Origin of the sequence: Lachnoclostridium phytofermentans (genome assembly GCF_000733755.1) — a bacterium.
Classification (GTDB): domain Bacteria; phylum Bacillota; class Clostridia; order Lachnospirales; family Lachnospiraceae; genus Lachnoclostridium; species Lachnoclostridium phytofermentans_A.
This window is the reverse complement of record NZ_JPOF01000007.1, coordinates 365,404-385,718: the sequence shown is the minus strand read 5'-3', so window position 1 is coordinate 385,718 and position 20,315 is coordinate 365,404. Positions and strand designations below refer to the sequence as shown.

Annotated in this window: 15 protein-coding genes and 1 pseudogene; 3 read left to right on the top strand and 13 right to left on the bottom strand. The window is 35.5% G+C overall.

The genetic code is table 11. From position 1 onward, the window contains the following. Positions 1-91: 91 nt before the first annotated feature. Positions 92-2,041, bottom strand: coding sequence for an endonuclease MutS2 (locus tag CC92_RS0117615; RefSeq protein ID WP_029501332.1), 1,950 nt, complete (start codon positions 2,039-2,041; stop codon positions 92-94). A gap of 683 nt (positions 2,042-2,724) precedes the next feature. Then, positions 2,725-5,127: a stalk domain-containing protein gene (locus CC92_RS0117610; RefSeq protein ID WP_029501333.1), complete on the bottom strand. Its 2,403-nt coding sequence runs from the start codon at positions 5,125-5,127 to the stop codon at positions 2,725-2,727. Between the two features lie 435 nt (positions 5,128-5,562). Here CC92_RS0117610 and CC92_RS0117605 point away from each other — a divergent pair, with 435 nt between their 5' ends. After that, positions 5,563-6,831: a hypothetical protein gene (locus CC92_RS0117605; RefSeq protein ID WP_029501334.1), complete on the top strand. Its 1,269-nt coding sequence runs from the start codon at positions 5,563-5,565 to the stop codon at positions 6,829-6,831. Continuing rightward, positions 6,818-7,498: a DUF6320 domain-containing protein gene (locus CC92_RS0117600; protein ID WP_029501335.1), complete on the top strand. Its 681-nt coding sequence runs from the start codon at positions 6,818-6,820 to the stop codon at positions 7,496-7,498. Before CC92_RS0117605 ends, CC92_RS0117600 begins: the two co-directional genes overlap by 14 nt. A 77-nt stretch (positions 7,499-7,575) precedes the next feature. Here the strand turns inward: CC92_RS0117600 and CC92_RS0117595 are convergent, their stop codons facing one another. The 4 genes from CC92_RS0117595 to CC92_RS21895 form a co-directional block, all read right to left on the bottom strand. Next, positions 7,576-8,184: a hypothetical protein gene (locus tag CC92_RS0117595; protein ID WP_029501336.1), complete on the bottom strand. Its 609-nt coding sequence runs from the start codon at positions 8,182-8,184 to the stop codon at positions 7,576-7,578. Beyond that, positions 8,174-9,457, bottom strand: coding sequence for a glycosyltransferase (locus tag CC92_RS0117590; protein ID WP_051650560.1), 1,284 nt, complete (start codon positions 9,455-9,457; stop codon positions 8,174-8,176). Before CC92_RS0117590 ends, CC92_RS0117595 begins: the two co-directional genes overlap by 11 nt. Then, a complete protein-coding gene (locus CC92_RS0117585) occupies positions 9,454-9,948 on the bottom strand; it encodes a DedA family protein (protein WP_034218539.1) in 495 nt (164 codons plus the stop codon). Before CC92_RS0117585 ends, CC92_RS0117590 begins: the two co-directional genes overlap by 4 nt. A 328-nt stretch (positions 9,949-10,276) precedes the next feature. Next, the gene (locus CC92_RS21895; protein WP_051650561.1) at positions 10,277-12,280 is read right to left on the bottom strand and encodes a peptidoglycan-binding protein; all 2,004 of its coding nucleotides are present in this window, start codon (positions 12,278-12,280) and stop codon (positions 10,277-10,279) included. A gap of 290 nt (positions 12,281-12,570) precedes the next feature. Between CC92_RS21895 and CC92_RS22675 the strand changes: the two genes are divergently transcribed. Beyond that, entirely contained in the window at positions 12,571-12,738 is a 168-nt protein-coding gene (locus CC92_RS22675; RefSeq protein ID WP_155998550.1) for a hypothetical protein, read from the top strand. A gap of 45 nt (positions 12,739-12,783) precedes the next feature. On the opposite strand, the gene CC92_RS0117570 is transcribed toward CC92_RS22675, so the two are convergent. The 7 genes and pseudogenes from CC92_RS0117570 to CC92_RS0117540 form a co-directional block, all read right to left on the bottom strand. After that, complete coding sequence (locus CC92_RS0117570; RefSeq protein WP_029501340.1) at positions 12,784-13,071, bottom strand: DUF2325 domain-containing protein; 288 nt, start codon at positions 13,069-13,071, stop codon at positions 12,784-12,786. Beyond that, positions 13,068-13,556: a transcriptional repressor gene (locus tag CC92_RS0117565; RefSeq protein ID WP_051650562.1), complete on the bottom strand. Its 489-nt coding sequence runs from the start codon at positions 13,554-13,556 to the stop codon at positions 13,068-13,070. The genes CC92_RS0117570 and CC92_RS0117565 overlap by 4 nt, the downstream gene beginning before the upstream one ends. Before the next feature lie 50 nt (positions 13,557-13,606). Next, complete coding sequence (locus CC92_RS21170; RefSeq protein ID WP_034218541.1) at positions 13,607-13,744, bottom strand: FeoB-associated Cys-rich membrane protein; 138 nt, start codon at positions 13,742-13,744, stop codon at positions 13,607-13,609. 105 nt (positions 13,745-13,849) lie between these two features. After that, a pseudogene (feoB, locus tag CC92_RS23525) lies at positions 13,850-15,994 on the bottom strand (ferrous iron transport protein B). Between the two features lie 196 nt (positions 15,995-16,190). After that, positions 16,191-16,412 (bottom strand): FeoA family protein, encoded by a 222-nt coding sequence (locus CC92_RS0117550; protein WP_029501342.1) that lies wholly within the window; start codon positions 16,410-16,412, stop codon positions 16,191-16,193. A 41-nt stretch (positions 16,413-16,453) separates the two neighbouring features. Continuing rightward, on the bottom strand, positions 16,454-16,675 hold the full coding sequence (locus CC92_RS0117545) for a FeoA family protein (RefSeq protein ID WP_029501343.1): 222 nt from the start codon (positions 16,673-16,675) through the stop codon (positions 16,454-16,456). 396 nt (positions 16,676-17,071) lie between these two features. After that, the gene (locus CC92_RS0117540; protein WP_051650563.1) at positions 17,072-20,197 is read right to left on the bottom strand and encodes a glycoside hydrolase family 2 TIM barrel-domain containing protein; all 3,126 of its coding nucleotides are present in this window, start codon (positions 20,195-20,197) and stop codon (positions 17,072-17,074) included. Positions 20,198-20,315 lie beyond the last annotated feature (118 nt).

The window sequence follows — 20,315 nt, the reverse complement described above, 5'->3', positions numbered from 1 at the left end:
ATTTGTTTATTCACTGAACTAACTACAATAATATGATAACATTAGTTAAGAAAATAGTCAATAAGCTTTCCAAGGATTATCAAAATTTTACCTACTTATATCGAATCTCCATTCCCTCCTGATGACCTTTTTCCATCTTGTGTCTAGCCTTTCGGTTTGCTACGGTATCAAATACAATTGAAAAATCATAATCCGCTGGATACATCTGTGTAGCTGCAACATGAAGCTTAATTCGTTTATAATTAACGAGCTTTTTCTTTTTCGCTATCTGAATCCCGATTTCTCCTTTTTCATTGCATGCCTGATACACGATACCTACCTTTTTCTCTGGATATACAATGACACAGTCTCCGAGTTGAAAACTTGCTGCCTTTGCTGGAAGCTCTTTTCTCCTGCTCTCAACCTTCTTTTCTATCCGAGGCCTATTGGATGAATTCTCTAAGTTATCCTCCCAAACGCTTCTTTGATCATTTTCAGAAAAAAGCTCCATCTGATTAAGCTCCTTATGATTCTCCTTTTCCTGAACTCCGTAGGCATTTTGATATGCTAGCATGAGCATGTGCTTTGGTAATCCTAATCTTTTTGCTATATATAAAGCACAGCTTTCTCCAGCTTCACCAACTTCTAAACGGTAGAGTGGTCTTAAGCTTTCTCTATCAAATGCCATTTTTGCATTCATAATCCCCTCTGACTGAGCAGCATAATCTTTTACTTGTGGATAGTGAGTGGTAGCAAGAAATAAACACTGCTTCTTTTTTAGTTCTTCAAGAATCGAGATCGCAATCCCCATCCCTTCTGCTGGATCTGTTCCGGAACCTAACTCATCCAAAAGTACCAAACTATCCTTCGTTATTTCCTGTAATATCGCTATGATGTTTGTTATATGAGCCGAGAATGTTGACAAGTTCTCAGTGATACTCTGCCCATCTCCAATATCACAAAGAATTGCATCGTTCATACATAAAACTGCTTCTTCACATGGTACATGAAGACCACTTTGTGCCATCATGGATAATAGTCCAACCGTTTTTAATGCTACTGTTTTACCTCCTGTATTTGGTCCTGTAATGATTACACCTCGTATCCCCTTGGCAAACTCAAAATTAAGCGGTACGCATTCCTCTCTTTTTAAAAGTGGATGTCTACCATTGATAATCTTTATCTTTCGTTCTGTATTTAAACTTGCAGGAACTGCCTTCATGAAAGCAGAAAGTTTCGCTTTTGCGAATATCTCATCAAGAATCCCCATAGTTTCATAATTTCTCATGAGCTCAAATTCATTCTCTATAACAAGGGAAGTTAATGTGTATAAGATTACTGCTTCTTCCTTTGCTTCCGCTGCTTTTAACACTGATAGTTCTTCACTATAACGAACTGCAATTACAGGTTCTATAAAATAGGTTGCACCACTAGAAGATACGTCATGAACAGTTCCAGATATTTGATGCTTATACTCCTTTTTCACAGGAAGCACAAAATGCCCATTTCTTAACGATACAAATCCTTCACTAAAACACTCTTTTTTACTTCTTAAAAGAGCCTCCAATTTTGACTTCATTACTCCACTTACTGATTCCATCTTCCGCCTTATGTCTTTTAATTCTTTGGAAGCTGAACTATCAATCTGATGATTTCTAATTGCTCCATCAATGATTCCTTGCAGATCTTCTAATGACGTAAATGAGTCTGCATAGAATGCTAAATCCACCTTAAGACACTGTGCTTTGGTTAGATAGCTTTTTAATCTTCTGCCCGCAGCGATAAACTGCGATACCAAGGTTAACTGTTCCGGTGATAACATTCCACCCTTTTTCGCAAGCGATACTATCATGTCTATTTCTTTCCTCTCTGACATCGGAGGATTTCCTTGTACATCATATATCACCCTTGCTTCTGTCGTTTCTTTTGTTCGGTTTAATACCTCAGTTTCACAAAGGCTTGGTTCCATCTTAAGTAGATTCCTCTTTGCTTCTTCTGATACTGCATATTCACTTAACATTTCTAATATTTTCTGAAATTCTAAAGTCTGTCTTGTATTCATTATTTTCCTCTTTCTTACTCACATTTTCTGTACGAAACAATAGAAAGAATGATTCGTTCCTTTATCCTTTCTACACTTCTAGTCATTTTATTACATATCCAAGTTTGTTTTAATCTAAAAAACTTTGGTACCGAAATCCTATAACACTCTACCAGATAAACAATCCAAACAAAAAATGGTTTGCTTATACATTCCCATATACTAGATAATCCTATTACCTAACCTGAAAATTATCCCTATTACCACGTCACTTTCATGTGCTATAAAAAAACACAAAAAAAAGCCGTGGTACCTGTTTTAAGATACTCACGACTATAATCAAGCTTCTTTATAGAAATGCTTTGTAACAAACACGATACTAATTCTATATAAAATCAAAAGTATCGTATGTTAAATAAGCTTCTATAAAGAAACTGCTAGTTCAAACAATTTAGAATTAGTATAAGAATAAAAGATGCTTCTTACGGTATACCAAGACTAAATGGCGTTTAAGTAAAAACAGGTTTTGGGTACAAAAAAGAAAGCTGACAATACATTACTTCAGCAGATTACCTTTTTTGCATCTTAAATTTTCGTGCTAGTTAGCACAAACCTCACTTTTACTTAATACACGTAACAAAAAACATCTTCCTTTCTCGTTTTATTTATATACTTTTTTAAAATAACATAAACCATGTGTTCTGTCAATATTCGCTATGGACTTTCTTGGTGAAACGTGAAATGGTTACCCTAGGTAACTCATTCTCTTCCCCCATTAATGAAATCTGATATACACTATCTCCAACTGTATAATTAGCCTCTATAAATACTTTATGTGCCATGATATCTTGAAAGATTTGCTCTTTATTCTTCGCATCAAATACTGTCACCCCATAATTTTCATAAGAAACAACGTAAAAATCAGCAATTTTTTTAGAGGAAGTTGCAGTCTGTAAATATTGATTCAATTCATTCATCGTTGTCATATAGTACTCTTTAGAAAGCTCAATATTTGAAATCGTAGTGCTAATATAAAGCTTTTTGTTATTCTCCTGGAATGAGTAGATTGTACTTAACTTAATACCGCTATCTAAATTACGTTTATAATACATCGTGTAGTCACCATTCATGGCATTTGATACTTGATATGGTTCCGATGTTTCAAAAGCAATGATCTGCTTTTCTGTTTTTAGCTTACTTAACTTCGCATTATTTCCAATGTTGTAATTCTTTAAGGTTTTAACCAGCTCTGCTCTATTTTCTTTCGTCATCTTTGTACCGCTAAGTTTCGGTGCTTCGGTAGGCGTTGGGGTTGGGGTTACTTCTTTTGCATTTACCTGAATAATAAAATCAGTGAGTGGTTTTTCACTGCCTTTAATATAAGTTCTCTCACTAGCAATCGTCCCATTTGCAGTTAGGAATCCGCTTTCAACCAAAGGTGTCTTATTAAACCCTGAAATGTAGTAACGAATTGTATATTCATATTCTGTCGAAGGAATTGTACAATCAAAATCAAAGGTAGCTTCCTTCTCTCCTGCCTTTAGGATGCCATCGAAACTTTCTCCTCCATCGTTTCGAAGGCCATTGGCTCCTTCTACTTTATAATAGGTTGTAAGTTCAACGGTATATTTATAATCCTTGGTTAGAGTAACAGAAGATGGTATGATTAACTTACCATTGATTAAATTAATATCTTTTTTTACTAAAACCCCTTGAACGTTGGTAGCACTTGTATCTAACAAATACACCTCTTTTTCATAACCTCTTGTATTCGTAATAATTCTAAAACTATTTTGAAATCTCTGTTTATCAATCGTCTTCGAGGCTACAATCGTAAAATCTACATATGATTTTCCCTCCTTGATCAGATAGGCACGATCTATATTTAAATTAAGTCCCATTCCCACTCTAACACTTACTTCTACTCCACCTTTTGGAGCAACTTCACCGTTTGGTAAAGAAATTCGTCCATAAATCACAGGGTATCCTTTGGAATCTAAGGTATTTGCTAAGGTTGTGCTTGTAAAACTCTTAGGTGCTTCTTGATAGAAGGTCTTTCTCCAAATATGATCGTCTGAAATCTCAGTATCAGACAATAAAAAATATTGATACGCATTTTGAAATGATTCCTCTCCATTTACCGTTCCATCACTAAAGGTTATATCAAGGTGATACCAGTTTCCATCAATCTCGACTAAGTTCCATTCATGCAGATTCCCCATATACCCAAGGGCATCTAAAATATCATTCGTTAATTCTTTACTACCTATCCCTGCATATCCTTGAATTCTAGTACAATTCACTCCTGCCATATTAAGCAGTAACTCTGCCGAGAAAGCATATCCTTGACAAACTCCTGTTCCATCTAAAATCGGACCATAGATCGAGTAATCTCCACTTGTATATGTTGTATTTTGTATTAAGTAGTCGTTAACAGCTATGACCTTTTCTAAATCTGTCATATCAGGCGTAATAATTTTAGCAAGAATCTCTTGCGCTGCTTTCTTCGCTTTCTCACCTTTCGCTTGCTTTTTTAGTGTTTCTTGCCATGTAGTATCATCTGGAACACAATAACCAATTGGTTCATTGTTATCGGTATAAAAATCGGTAGCACCTTTTTTACTTATGATTAAGGCTCTCTCCTCATATACAATCGCATTATGTGTTTTCAAATTATCAACAAAGATACTAGCGGGTATCATCAGATTACCGCCTTTTTCTAATGCTTTATTTTTCATTGTAATATTTTTACCGTTTATTGTTACTATCTTAGAATTTGCTTTCACAATAAAAGTACTACCCGCAAGCTTAATTGTAGTTTTCTTAGTTTTTTTAGTATAAGAGTATGTACCGTTCATAAATTTCGCAACATATTTTGCGGGTACATACAAAATTTCGCTCTCTATGTATGGTATTACATTTTGATCATAGGCTTCACTAATTTTTATTGTGCTATTGTCCACCTGAGCTGTTGCGGTATTTCTAGTCATATAGAACAATTTTGGTACACTTTTCTTTTCTTCTGTTGCAGCATCAACATTTGATACTGATTGCAAGATAAATCCTATAAATAGAAATACAACGATCCACTGTACATACTTTTTCATTATCTTCTCCCCGTAATAAAATATTATTTTCTCTGTAATATTGTTTTCATATTTTTGATTTGTTTATTTAAATCAGAAAATTATGATACATTGCATGTTACCAATTTTATCCTATTTAACATATATATTCAAGTTAATTGTATCTATATTAGCTAAATCCATAGACTAGAGCTTAAGACCAAATTGCTGAGCTTGATAGTTAATACAGTCGCCATTTTGTTCGGAATAGGAAGGAGTTCCAGCGAAAATTATGATTAGCAGGGCTAAAGAACCTCATATCGTGTATACTCTGACCCATTATTCTAAAAGCATAATTCTTACCCATCATTCTAAAAGCATATTGACTCTATTATAATTTAGGCTTATAATTGTGTATTTAAAAAAATCGAGTTATAATAGCCTTGGCACAAATATCGTGTCAATAGGAGGTCTGTAATGAAACGAAAAAACTATTGGTATCCGGTAGACAATGCTGGTAAGATTTTTCCTGCTGTTTCTAAGGATAGTAGAAGCAGTGTTTTTCGTCTATCCTTTTTTCTTATACAAGACATTCAGCCAGAACTTTTAGAGCAGGCTGTAAACGAAGTATTGCCTCGTTTCGAAACGTTTGCCGTAGAGTTAAAAAGCGGTCTTTTTTGGAATTATTTATCCCCAAACAAACATCACTTCCGTGTGAAACCAGAGTCCTCTATTGTTTGTAAGTATGTACCTGCATCCAGAAATAATGGCTATCTGTTTAATGTATATTATTATCATAATAAAATTACATTGGAAACTTTTCATAGCCTAAGTGATGGAACCGGAGCAATGGAATTTCTAAAATCCATTACTTACCGTTACTGCTGTCTATGTGGCTATCAGCTAGAACACGAAGGTATTATACGCAGCAATACCCCCTTTTCTTCCAATGAGACTCAAGATATGTTTTGCAATGAGTATGACAAATCAAAGAAAAAGAACATAAAAGAAGAGCCAGCCTATCATCTGACAGGTGAAAAATTCGCAGATCACTTTTCCCTTTGTATCCGCGCCCAAGTGGAAACGGAGAAACTATTAGCTCTCACTAGGAGTCTTAATGTTACAATCAGTGAATATGTAACTGCTTTGCTTGCTTATAGTATCTACACTCAAAATGTGGATTGTAGAAAAAGCAAAAAACCGATTAAGTTGTTCGTTCCAGTAAATCTGCGAAAGTATTTTCCATCGAATACCTTACGAAATTTCTCACTTTATATCAAAGCAACCTACGACCCAAGACTTGATTGGACATTGGAATCCATGTTAGTAGAAACAAAGCGACAGTTCTTAGAACAATTAAATAAAGAAGACCTTCATGGAAGAATCAACTCTAATGTCTGGATTGAAAAGAGTGTTTTTATTAAAATCTTACCTTTGGCACTCAAAAATCTAGGATTTAAGCTTGGATATTATTATTTTGCAGAAAATATCAGCACCTATGCTATTTCAAATCTTGGCCCGGTTTCTTTACCTGAAGATATGAAGGCACTGATAAAGGATGTGGAATTTTCCATCGGGGGTACTAATATGGCAATCTCCTCCATTCATGGTCATACCAATATTATGCTAAATACGGAGTGGAAAGATCTTGGTTTTATCTCTCATTTTATCAAGTGTTTGGCAAATTCCGGTCTCAAAGTGAACATTGATACAAACTATAGGGAGGGATTAGATGAGATATTGTAAATACTGTAACCTTCATTATGACACACCCTTGGAACACTGTTTATTGTGTAATAACAAGTTAGAGTTAACCAAGGAAGAAGAAACACTGGAGCAAACCTATCATTATCCTGAATTCCAAAAGAAAAAAAATTCAAGGCGATTTCTACTTCGCTTATTAGCCTTGCTTGGTTTGATTGCTATTATATCCTGTGTTTATCTTGATCTATTAACTCATACGGAGAAAAACTTAAGTTGGTCTCGTTATGTGATTAGTTCCATCGCTTATATATTTCTCTTATTATCAATCACAACAGGGGCCAAAAAGTCGATACAAAAAATCACCTATAGCTCTTATCTGACATTGTTATTTCTGGTATATCTAGGTTCTATAGGGAATAGTTCTGTATGGTCTGTAGATTATGTTATGCCGTTTGGATTTATTGCTATCAACATTACCATACTATTCTTTTTATTAATAAAGAAAAGACGTCACCATGACTATGCCATATACAGTATGATAACCTCAATTATTGGTATCCTTCCTGTAATTTTATTATTCAATCACAGGCTCACTTATACATGGCCGACGATCACTTGTTTTTTCTATAGCTTGACAACCTTCCTTGGAATTCTTATCTTTTCTCCTGAAGCAACCAAGGAAGAATTAAAGAGAAGATTGCATTTATAATGTAAGCAAACAGCCGCCCATACTAAAACAGGCGGCTGTTTATTTCAGATAAGTTGTTTTTTTCGAGAAGCTAACTTTTATGCCAATTGATAAAACCCTCTTATTTCTTCCTTTTTTTGCTTAAAGTTTCTTAATTCTTCTCCTGACACTGTTCCAATCGGCTGTAACATTACTTTTAGCTTTGTAAATGGCAGTGGTATGATATAATTATCCCAGCGTTTCTTAATTGTTAGCTTCTTACTATAAGTGATCCGAACTAATACCACTTCTTTGTTTGCTTTTTCTGCTAAGTAAAATAACAGTTTTTTCGGTTCATAACATGGACCTACCGGACCATCCATCGCAAGTCCCATTATTCCAGGTTCCATTCCCTTACTTTCAAGAAAATCCATACATTTTCTCATTCTTGCACCATCTGGAAGCCGCAAAGCGATTCCCTCATAATGGCGAATCATATGCTCAATGACATCTCCTCTGTCATCCGCTGTCACAACAATAGAAACTTTATTCTTTCTTTGCTTTGCAAAATGCTCTAACAATAATAGCATACTGTAACTATCCTGATGCCAATAGCCAATCATTTCATTTCCGGTAATTCCACTATCTCCAAAATATACAACCTTTGATGTCTTTGCTACGAATCGAAGGTATAGCAATCCTATTTTCTTAATGATTTTATACTGCATGTGCTACTCTCCTGTTTTTATTCCATAAACTACTTAGGTATATTTTCTCTGCTTCTAGTGCAACTTGATTATAGTCGTATTTGCTCGCCACTTCATAGGCTCCTTCACTTAACGCATGATAAAAATCGATATCCTCTGTTACTTTTGTGATTGCCTTTACAAAGCCGTCTTCCTCTTCCAATGTTTTGATTCCATTATATCCATCAAATACTACATCACGAACTCCGTTTGCCTCTATAGCAACCACCGGAAGTTGATGAGACATTGCTTCTAACAACACAATTCCCTGAGTTTCTGATTTTGAACTAAACAAGAATAAATCACTGTCTTGTAATAAGGTTGCGATTTCATCCTGACGTTTACTCCCTAGCAGGGTGATATTCTCAGCGAGTCCTTTTTGATTAATTTCCATCTGTAACTGCTCTCTCATTGAGCCTTCTCCTACTATGGAAAGATGAAAGGAAGTCTGATTTTTTTGCTTAAATAATTCCAAAGCACGAACTAAGAAAAATAGATTTTTTTCTTCTTCCAGCCTCGCAATGGTAATAAACTTTATGTGGCTTTTTAGTTTGCTTTCTGTTAGAACCCTCTTTTTACTTGGACAAGATATTCCAGTAGGCAAAATATGAACCGGAGTTAAGACTTGTTGATTAACTAAAAATTCACGCATGGATTCCGTAGGAGCTATGACAGCATCACATCGATTCATAAAGACTTTATTATGCTTTGGTATAATAACACTACTTGTAACTTGTAATAATTTATTTTTTACCTTTGCTTTCATACTCTCCTCCTCATTGAAACCTGATGTATCTTGGAACATTCGTAAACTCTTTAAATAGAATTCGTATCTGGTATGGTATGTATAAACCATAGGGATATCGTATTTCTTTGATAGATACATAGCTGTATAACCCATAAGCATTGGATGATGAACATGAATTACATCAAAAGAGTCTTGGCGAAATGTTTTTTCTATAGCAGAATCAAAGAGCTTTGGAATCACACATCCATTGCTTAATTTATGCTTCATTACCTTAAATCGGTGTATCTCTACTGTTTCTTGTTCTACTTTACCTTGATTATTTAAATTTCGATTTATCTTTTGGTCTTTCCTTTTGCGACATTCTTTTTCGTTATCTTCCTCATAGGATGGAGCAAAGATAACAACTTGATGTCCTTGACTCATTAGCCCCTTACTTAATCGTTCAATCGAAACTGGTACACCACCTACAAATGGATAATACGTATTAGTAAACATTGCAATTCTCATGCGGTAAATCCTCCTACAAAATATCCAAATCCAAACAAAACCCCATTCCAAATGATAATTCCAAGTGTTGAAGCAAGAACATATTGCGTAATGTTCATACGAAATGCTCCAGCAGGTATTCCTATTAAGGTACGAACAACCGGTAGCAATTTACTTAAAAACACTGCGTATGCACCCTTACTTTCAATTTTTTGATTCAACTGATCCATTTTCACCTTTAACTTTGGGCTTTTGCCTGTAAAAAAACGAATCAGTTTATCTCCTCCAAATCTACCAAGATAATAAAGGGCTATACTCCCTAGTACACCCGCAAGTACTGTTACTAAGAAAGTAACAATAAAATCACTGTGTCGGGCCGACCATGCACCAGCAAATGGTAATATTACACCGGCTGGAAATCCTGGCAAATTTAAATATTCTAGTAGCACTACGAGAAATACGATTAGTAATCCGTAGTTTTCAATTGCATGAAATATTGCTTGTGCTTCCATAAGTTCCTACTCCTCTTATCTTTATTTTACTATGCAAATTTACTATCCTTTTTGTATTTTCTTAATGTGCTTGATTAACTAACTATATCATAAGGAAAAATTCGAAATTACACCGATAGAAAAAACGAAAGAATTTCTTAAGAATCTATATAGAAAATAAAAAAGTCTTATATTTAGAGGCGAAGTTACTTCGCATCGAACCCATAGGGTGAGTGGCATCCCTCGGAGAGTTTTTTATAGATAGGAAATTGCGTTGCAATATCCTATCTATAAAAAAACCAGGCATGACGTTAAGTCTTGCCTGGTACTAAGTACATATTATAAAAAATTAGAATACATATCCCATATAATGTGTTAAATTGATTAATTTTTCCCAAGTAGAGTAATCTACTACTCCTGTTACTTTTAACTTATTATTTTTTTGAAACTTCTTTATGGCTGTTTCAGTGCTCTTTGCATATTTTCCATCGACAGTTACCTTATATCCTAGGCGATTTAATCGTTGTTGTAGATTCTTAACATCATTACCACTCATGAGAGTACCATTTTTATATTTTAACTCTCGAAACGGACTCTTTCCTTGATACGATAAGAATTCTAAGCCAAGATATTGAAAATGCATGGTATCCGCACTGATTTCAAAGTCACCACCCCAGAACCAACCATAGCTTGCAAATATATCAATTACTTCGTCTGGAATGCAGTATGGATTTGACTTGTCTCTTAAATCATTTCCCTTCCCAAGGAAATAGTCATTATCATAGTCTCCTGGATTGATGTCAATCGCAGCACCAAAAGAATGAATGGATAATAAGGTGGAATTGCTTAATCCTACGCCTCCCACTTTACGGTAACTATATCCTAGTAATGTTTTTATTGGGAACTTCATTGGTAAGGCATATACCTCTTTAAAGATGCTTGATACTCCATCCGCAAGTTTTTTATGAATTGATAGCTTCATAGTAGAGGAATACTTCTTCCCCGCAGAATTCATCTTCCACACCGGAACGGTTATTACTGTCATATTCTTCGACGCCTCCGTAGCAGAACGGTATCCTGCTGGAGCATCATATATGGTATATGCTTTGTAATTAGTATTCATAAGGAACTGATAACGAGCATTATTGCTTTCTGTTGGAATTTTAGCTTTATATGCGATCGGTGTAGGCGTTGGCGTAACAGTTGGCTTAGGTGCAACTGTTGGTTCTGGCTTCTTCGTTGGGGTTGGTGTTACAGTAGGTATCGGTGTTGGTGTAATAAGGATTTCTTCATCAAAATACTCTGTCCCATTCACTACTTCAAGAATTCTTCCTGATTCCTTCCCAATATCTCTACGTTCATCAACTTCCATTAGGATAGAAAGATAATAGTGTCCATTTTCACCTTCTGCTAAAGCTATCTGTCCATTTCCAAGTACTTTGCAGTTTCTTGAAAATACTGTGATTAGTTTCATGTTCTCAGGTACAGTCACACTCTTAGCATCAATCATATTCTGATTTACACAAGCTTTTCTTACAGTCTTACCTGCGCTATTTTGATATGTGATAAAAAGCTTATTTTCCGATAGTACCTCTTTCACAAAATCTTCATTCAGTAATTCATACATAATGGAATAAATATCATATAACATTGTGTTTTGGTTTTTTTTGTAATCACCATTAAGATTAGAGTAATTCGTATTGATTACTCCTATGCTTCGTGCAACAGAATTCATCTTAGCAATAAATGTAGTATCTTTATCGGTCATATGATCAACAATAGCTAATCTGGCATCTTCACTTCCAGTAAAATAAAAACATAAAAGCAAATCATATAGAGAAATCTTATCTCCTTCTTCGAATCCATAGATATTTTCATCTTGTAGTGATGCAGCGCGCTTACTTATCGTTACGATATCTGTAAGTGATGCCTCTCTTAATGTTGTCAAGATAAACATCAAATCAGTAAATTCACTAAAATAGGAGCGGCTTGATAGATAAGAACCTCCTAATACCTTACTCGCTGTCATATCCACAAGCATTACCTTATTTTCTGTTACTATCGTTGCTTTCTTGGACATTTTTAGAAAGTCAATCTTCTCACCGAACTTTTCTTTCACCGTATCTTCGTCTATATTACGATCACCTTGTGAATTTGCATCGTCTTGCACGGATTCCTCTTTCGCTATGATTGTGGTGCCTTCCGTAGTCTTAGCTGTTACTACACTTGGAGCTGCATTACTCCCAAGAAGCGCTACAATTAATAAGAGACTTAACCCTTTGATGAATTTGTTTCTTGTGCCTTGCATGTTCCCTCTCTTAGTAATAACCTCTCTTGTACTTTTTTTGTTCATTGGATACTTACTTCCTTCCTATTCCAAGCAAACATCATATTGCTCGTCTTATTCTACTTCAGTCTAGGATCAACCTTTGTTAAAAATATGGCAGTTTCCTAACGATTCTGTAACATGTAAATTTTATATCGACATGATTCACTTTCCTATACCACTATCTTCTTTCATTCGGTATTTGCATTATTTTATATAGCTAAAGTATGGTCATTAGTCATACAATGACTTGTACCAAAATATATTATACTAGGAATAATAGTACCACAAATTCTACTATCGTGGGAGGTAATATCATGGGATTATTTAAAAAATCAAAGAAAGTAGACTCTGCTAGTGCAGATAAGGAAACGAAAAATCCAGACAATGAGGAGAAAAAAGTAGATTTTTGGATTTGTCCTAAATGTGCGACTCGAAACTTGAATTCAAGTCGTAGCTGTAAGGACTGTGGTTATTATCGGTAAGGATAAAGCACAAAAGTCGGGATTACTTATCCCGACTTTTACTTTTTATTGTGTTAACACTTTTTGTTCAAGAATTCCGATTAGTGCATTTCCACTACTGGTATGAGATCGTACCACATCAACTTGATTCTTTTCAGCCTCAAGAAGAGCGCAACGAATCATCTTATGGGATACAGTGTTGGTAAATAATACAATAAGATCAGGAGAACCAATTTGTTCCTTTAATTTATTCGGCATCTGGGTGAATATCTTTGCCTTGCATTGATATGCTTTGCAAATCTTTTTATATTGGCAAACCATGCGGTCATGACCTCCAATGATTACAACACTCATACTTTGGCTCCTTTTCTCATAATCACGGTCGCTATATTCTTATGCACTGAGAATCCACAAGCACTAAGTCCTGTTTTTAAAACCTGTTTCCATTCAGCTTCTGAAAGATGGTAGGTTGTTTGGTCCTCTAATACAATTGATAACTCACTATTTGCTGCAACTAAGATAACTTGCTGATTCTTTTGACTTTTCGTTGGCTTTAATTCTTTTTGAACTTCATATAAGGGTACGCTCTCGATCTTAGGAAGCATGGTTTGAATATTTTTCCGTTTCAGGATCCCAATCTCTTCTAATGTGTTGATAAATCGATAAATCGTTGCTAAACCAATGTCAAGATTGTTTTGTCTTGCTTTAACATATAATTCTTTACAGCTAGTACATTCCTCGTTAAGAACAATATCAAGAAGTAATATTCTTTGTTTCGTAATACGACATCCTGTATCCTTAATTTTTTTTAGTATTTGATCTTTTAAGTTCTCAGTCACAACAAACTCCCATCACTTACCTGCTATTTCTAATCTGTTTCAACTCTTGCTTAGTGGCAACTACCACCACATTTGGAGCAATCACAACCACAGGAGCCAACCTTTCCCTTTTTTCTATCGTTATATATACTTCGACACACAATCGCTATAACCACAATAACTACTAGTAAAACAAGAAATGTTCCCATCTTAACCTCCATTCTGATACGCTAACACAATATCCATTTTGTAGCATAGAATATATTGCTATTCTTTCACTACTTTTCATACATGCTATTTTTATCAAATCAACCTTATTTCGGAGTACCTTTCTTAACAGGTCTTACTAATAAATACAAGAAAATTACTGACACAACGAATGCAATTACTGTAAATACACTAAAAGTTCCCAAACTAATCCATGAGCCAAATTGGAAGATTACAAATGCTACGATATAAGCAAATCCTGTCTGATAAAGAACCGCAAACCAAAACCATCTCGCATTATTCATCTCTCTTTTTATTGCTCCCATTGCTGCAAAACATGGAGCACAGAGAAGATTAAATACTAAAAAGGCGTATGCAGCAATTGAAGTCATACTGCCAGCAAGTGTTCCCCAAATTTCTGCACCATCTTCTGCAACTTCTCCAAATCCATAGAGTACACCGAAAGTACCCACTACGTTTTCTTTTGCAATAAGTCCAGTAATCGTAGCAACGGTTGATTTCCAGTCTCCAAATCCAAGCGGAGCAAATATTGGAGCTATTATTTTACCAAATGCCGCTAGGATGCTATCATTCATATCCTCAACCATACCAAATGCCCCGTCGGTAAAGCCAAAACTTTGAGCAAACCAAATTACAGTAGTGGAAAGCAAAATAATTGTACCTGCTTTTTTAATAAAGGAAGATCCTCTTTCCCACATGCTACGGAGAATGTTGCTAACTGTTGGCATATGATATGGTGGTAATTCCATAACAAACGGAGAAGGATCCCCTGCAAACAATTTTGTCTTCTTTAAAATAATTCCCGAAGTAACAATCGCTGCGATTCCAATAAAATAAGCACTTGGAGCTATCCACCATGCTCCATCAAATAGAGCGCCCGCAATCAAAGCGATAATTGGCAATTTCGCACCACAAGGGATGAATGTAGTTGTAATAATTGTCATTTTCCGATCTCTATCATTTTCAATTGTACGGGATGCCATAATTCCAGGAACTCCGCATCCGCTACCGATTAACATAGGAATGAAGGACTTACCGGATAAACCAAATTTGCGGAAGATACGATCCATAAGGAAGGCAACTCGAGCCATGTAACCACAACTTTCAAGAAATGCAAGAAAAAGGAACAATAACAACATCTGAGGTACAAATCCAAGAACCGCTCCTACGCCACCAATCATGCCATCAAGAATTAAGCCTTGTAGCCAATCTGCGCAACCAATTGCTGTTAACCCCTGCTCTACTAATACAGGGATTCCAGGCACCTATAGTCCAAAGAAGGAAAAGCCTTCTCCAAAAATTCCATCGTTCACTAAATCTGTAACCATACCACCTATGGTTGTAACTGATACATAATAAACTAAAAACATTACTACAGCAAAAATCGGAAGTGCCAGAATACGGTTGGTTACAATACGATCGATTTTATCCGATGTTGATAATTTTTCTTTTGCCTGCTTTTGATAACATTTCTTCGTTATATTCGTCAGGAATACATAACGTTCGTTCGTAATGATACTCTCCGTATCCTCATCAAATAATTCTTCAAGCCGTGTAATTTCAGTTTCTACAACTGGTAGATTCTTAAACTGTTTCTCTATCTTATCGTCTTTCTCTAATAATTTGATGGCTACAAAGCGTTTTTGCTCTAATGGAACCCCACTTGGAAGTCTTTCTTCAATACTCTCGATAGCTTCTTCCACCTCTGTAGAAAATCGAGGTGATTTCTCAATTAATTGCTTACTTTGAGCTAATGCTACTGCTTTCTTTGCTAAGTCATTGATGCCTTTTCCTTTTAATGCTGATATCTCTACAATCTCACAACCTAATTCTTCTTTTAGTTTATCAATATGTATCTTATCCCCACTCTTTTCAACTACATCCATCATGTTGATTGCCATAATAACAGGGATTGATAATTCTAAAATCTGAGTTGATAGGTACAAGTTACGTTCTAGATTCGTACCGTCAATGATGTTAATAATCGCATCTGGCTTCTCTCCCATCAAATAATTCCTTGCAACAACTTCTTCCAAAGTGTACGGTGAAAGTGAATAAATACCCGGAAGATCAGTAAGAATTACATCAGTAAACCCTTTTAATTTACCTTCTTTCTTTTCTACAGTTACCCCTGGCCAGTTTCCAACAAATTGATTAGAACCAGTCAAAGCATTAAATAAAGTTGTTTTTCCACAGTTTGGATTTCCTGTTAATGCTATCTTTATTGACATGTTTAAAGCCTCCCTATTTGTTTCCATTCCTGATTCTTTTATTTTTTTATCCTTCTTTTGTTCCTAAATCTATCACCTGCATAACTTACTTAGTTTTATTAAGGATATATGACGTAAAGACTAAGGAAGCCTTTACAGATAGAATGTTTCATGTCGCTTATTTGGGTTAGTTAATTCTAACCCTAGAGGAAAAAAATTATTCTACCTCTATCATTTCAGCATCTGCTTTACGTAAAGATAAGGAATATCCCCTTACGGTTAATTCCATTGGATCCCCAAGAGGTGCCAACTTATTCACGGAAATTTCTGTTCCTTTGGTGATTCCCATATCCATAATGCGTCGTTTCACAGGACCAGTACCGTTGATTTTAACCACTGTTATTGTTTGCCCACATGGAACATCTTTAAGTGTTTTCATGCTCCTACCCTTCTTTCTTTTTGATTCCATTGATATCGCTATTAAGCTTGGACCTGAATCATTATTTTACTTGCTAAATCTTTGTTTAGTGCGATTCTGGATTCTTTAATATTGACAATGATATTGCCGCCAAGTTCAGAAACAATCGTTACAAAACTACCGGTAACAAAGCCAAGACTCTCCAAAAATCTCTTTGTTTCTTCTTTACCGCATACATTTTTTATAACACTTATTTCACCTTTTTTCGCCATAGATAACGGCATGACCTTCACGTCCTTTCTAACTATGTACTTTATCTTTCTGACGGTTAGTATATACTAACTTATGTTTGATGTCAATAACTTAATTGAGAATTTTTCTCATTTACATTATTTTGTTAAAATATCTACATTGAAATAGATTCCTGATGGTTTATATGATAATGCAAACAAGAAAAAGTACTCTTCGCAAACTTTTCCTTGCCATGAACTAAAAAGGACGTATCACATAATAGATAAAAATCTAATTCGTGATACATCCTTTCTTTAATTATAACTCATTCCTCATAGCCCGTTTACCAGCTATTCTATCCTTTTTATTCTCACTTAACTTTCAAGCCAGATAACAAGAAAAATCATGCTTCATAATCTTTTCCTTGCTATGAATAAAATAGGATAACATTAGCTTCTATCAAACCTTATCTGTAGACTAAACTTGATTTCTTCTTCTTTTAGTTGATATTGCTCTGCAAGCTCCGGCCCACAGGCGGCAGAACCAATACCACTCATCTTATAATCAAGACATAGAATGGTATCTTCATCTTTCACTAGTTCATAATTATGGCGTTTCGTTTCTAGCTCTTCTTGTGTATATCGTGACGCTTGGAAGGAAAATGCTTCTTTGCTAGCAACATAAATCTGATCCTTCGCATTATTTTGTAGACTAACAAAACGGCATCCACAGTGACTTGAATTTTCTTGAGGCTTAATATTATCTTCATACATACGCTCTACAAGGTTATGAAATTGTCCAAAGTAAGATGCCCTATGTTTATCAATATAGCTCTCTCTAGGACCAAACCCAAGATAGGACACCTCTTCATACGCTGAAGGTAAGAAGCAACGAATTCCAAAACGAGGTAGGAACGGCATTGAAAGATTTCTTTTTGCATCGACATGAAAAGTAAGAACACCATCTCTATCGATATTCCATTCGATACTTCCTTCCAAGATGCGTTGAATATGCACCGCCGTAAGAGAAAATTCACTTACTATTGTGATCCCTCCTGTGTCCGGATTTTTGGTTAATGATGTTTTGTAAACGCGGACTAAGGCTCTATCATACCCTGCTGCTTTCCAATCATCGGCATGCTTTTTGTCATTATCTATGAGAGCTCTCCATATATTAAATTCCATAGGCTTCGTTAATCGTGACTTTTGATTCCATACGATGGAGTCAAATAAACCAGTAAATTTATTATATACATAATGAAAGTTGGTATGATGAAGCTGAATCTTGTTTCCTAAATCCTCAATAGATATCTCCTCATTATTATCTATCGGAGTTCGATTTTGAATATCGAACTCGTTCCCAACGCTCCAGAACTCTTTTCTTGATGGCTCATTTACTAATAACTGATCAAATCCTAATGAGTGATTTCTAGGCGTTAAAGGCTTTGCAACCTTTTGAAGGTAAGTTAAGTTGATATGAACATAATCGCCTTCTTGCCATTCAACTCCTTTAAAATGAGGATAATCAATCTTTATATTCGCACTGCACCTCGGAGGAATATCAGGGCATTCCACTCTTTGGTTTGCAACCACCTCACCATTTTTAAGCAACTCAATGTTGAGTTCTACCAAGTCCTTTGCATTCGTGAAATCAAGACAGTTTATTAAAGTTACTTCATAAGGATAGATTGCTGATTTTAGGGCTGCCCTGATTGGGCGAATTGCATTTTTATATTCCAATAGCCCCTGGTGAGGGATTCGGTCTGGAGAGGTAAGTCCATCCACGCAGAAGTTGCTGTCATTCGGATAAATATCGAAATCATCTCCATAATAATACTTCTTAATCCCCTCTTCTGTTTTTCCCATATAGATTCCATGGTCACTCCACTCCCAGACAAAACCTCCAGCTATACGGTCCGTTTCATAGAATAAGGAAAGATAATCTTCAATATCTCCAGGTCCATTGCCCATCGCATGAATAAATTCACATAGAACAAATGGCTTTTTATTTGGTTTTGACAGGTAATCTCGGATTTCATCCACCGATGCATACATCCTGCTAAAGACATCTATCATGGAAGTGTCATTTTTATGTCCTCCCGTCTCATGAATACTACCTTCATAATGAACTAGTCTGGTTGGATCTAGTTCTTTTAGATATCTTCCAGTGTCTTCAAAAGCCTTGCTATAACCAGCTTCATTTCCCATTGACCACATAAAAATAGAAGGATTATTTTTGTCACGCATTAGATTACGCTCGTTGCGATCAAGAATCGCCTCATAAAACATAGGTCTTTGGACAATGTCTCCATAAGTCTTATCATAACCACCGCCATAGAAGCTTACAGCCCCATGCGCTTCTAAGTCTGCTTCTGCTATTACATAAAAACCATACTCATTACATAGGATTGGAAACCAGGGAGCATTCGGATAATGACTAGTGCGAATCGCATTAATATTATGTTCCTTCATGAGTGTCATATCTTTTTTTGCTTGTTCATAGCTAATCGTAAAACCAGTCACTGGATCCATATCATGGCGGTTGACACCCTTTAATTTGATTGGCTTTCCATTGATTAAAAGTACACCCTCCGATATGCTAACCTCTCTTATTCCTAATTGTTGTACGATTACTTCTTCCTCTGTACTGATAAGAAAGGTATATAGATATGGTGCTTCTGCATTCCATAGAATTGGATTACTAACTTCAAATTGAAAACTGGTATCCTTTGTATACTGCTCCCAAAGAACAATACCCTCAGAATTTAATAACTGATAATGAGGATTTTTTAGCTGCCCCTGATTCATTATAAAAACCTCAATCTTGGCCTTGCTATTTTCATTCGATAGGCTAGTTCTGATGTTATAATCCCATACATAATTTTCAGGGCGAAACATCAGATATACATCCCGGAAAATTCCGCTCATTCGAAACTTATCCTGATCCTCCAGATAACTCCCATCGCACCATTTTAATACGATTACATGAAGTTCATTTTGTCCCTCTACAGTAAATGGCGTGATATCAAACTCACTCGTTGAGTGAGATACCTGACTATAACCAACAAATGTTTTGTTCACATAGAGATAAAAACAAGAGTCCACCCCTTCAAAGTTAAGAAATTGTTGGTACTGTTTTTGCTCCTTTGACAAATGAAATTTCTGATGATACAATCCGGTTGGATTTTCATTTGGTACATAAGGTGGATCATAGGGAAATGGGTATTTTACGTTTGTATATTGATTATAATCATATCCTTGCGTCTGCCAGCAACCAGGAACACGAATACTATCATAGGTAATGTTATCTTCATCGTTTGTAAAGTCTTCGATCTCAAATGGACTTTGATATAACTTAAAATCCCAAGTACCGTTTAGTAATTTTATACGAGATGATTCACGAAAAACTGAGATTTTAAGAGTATCTGTGGATACTTCTTTCTGGTCTTGCGGTATGTAATAACTGCGATTTGACATAGTACCTAGATGTAAAACTTCAGGATTTTGATAATATGGCATTAACTCTAATCGCCTCATAGAAGACGATTTTATCTTAATTTGTGTTTGTTCATTCATGGACTATTCCTCCTTTATTCCATCTTTACGAAAAGATATCTGGTACTCTGATTATAAGCAATTAATTGTCTTTTCGGAATATCCTATCCTTGCATTCATATGCACAAAGTTTTCATTT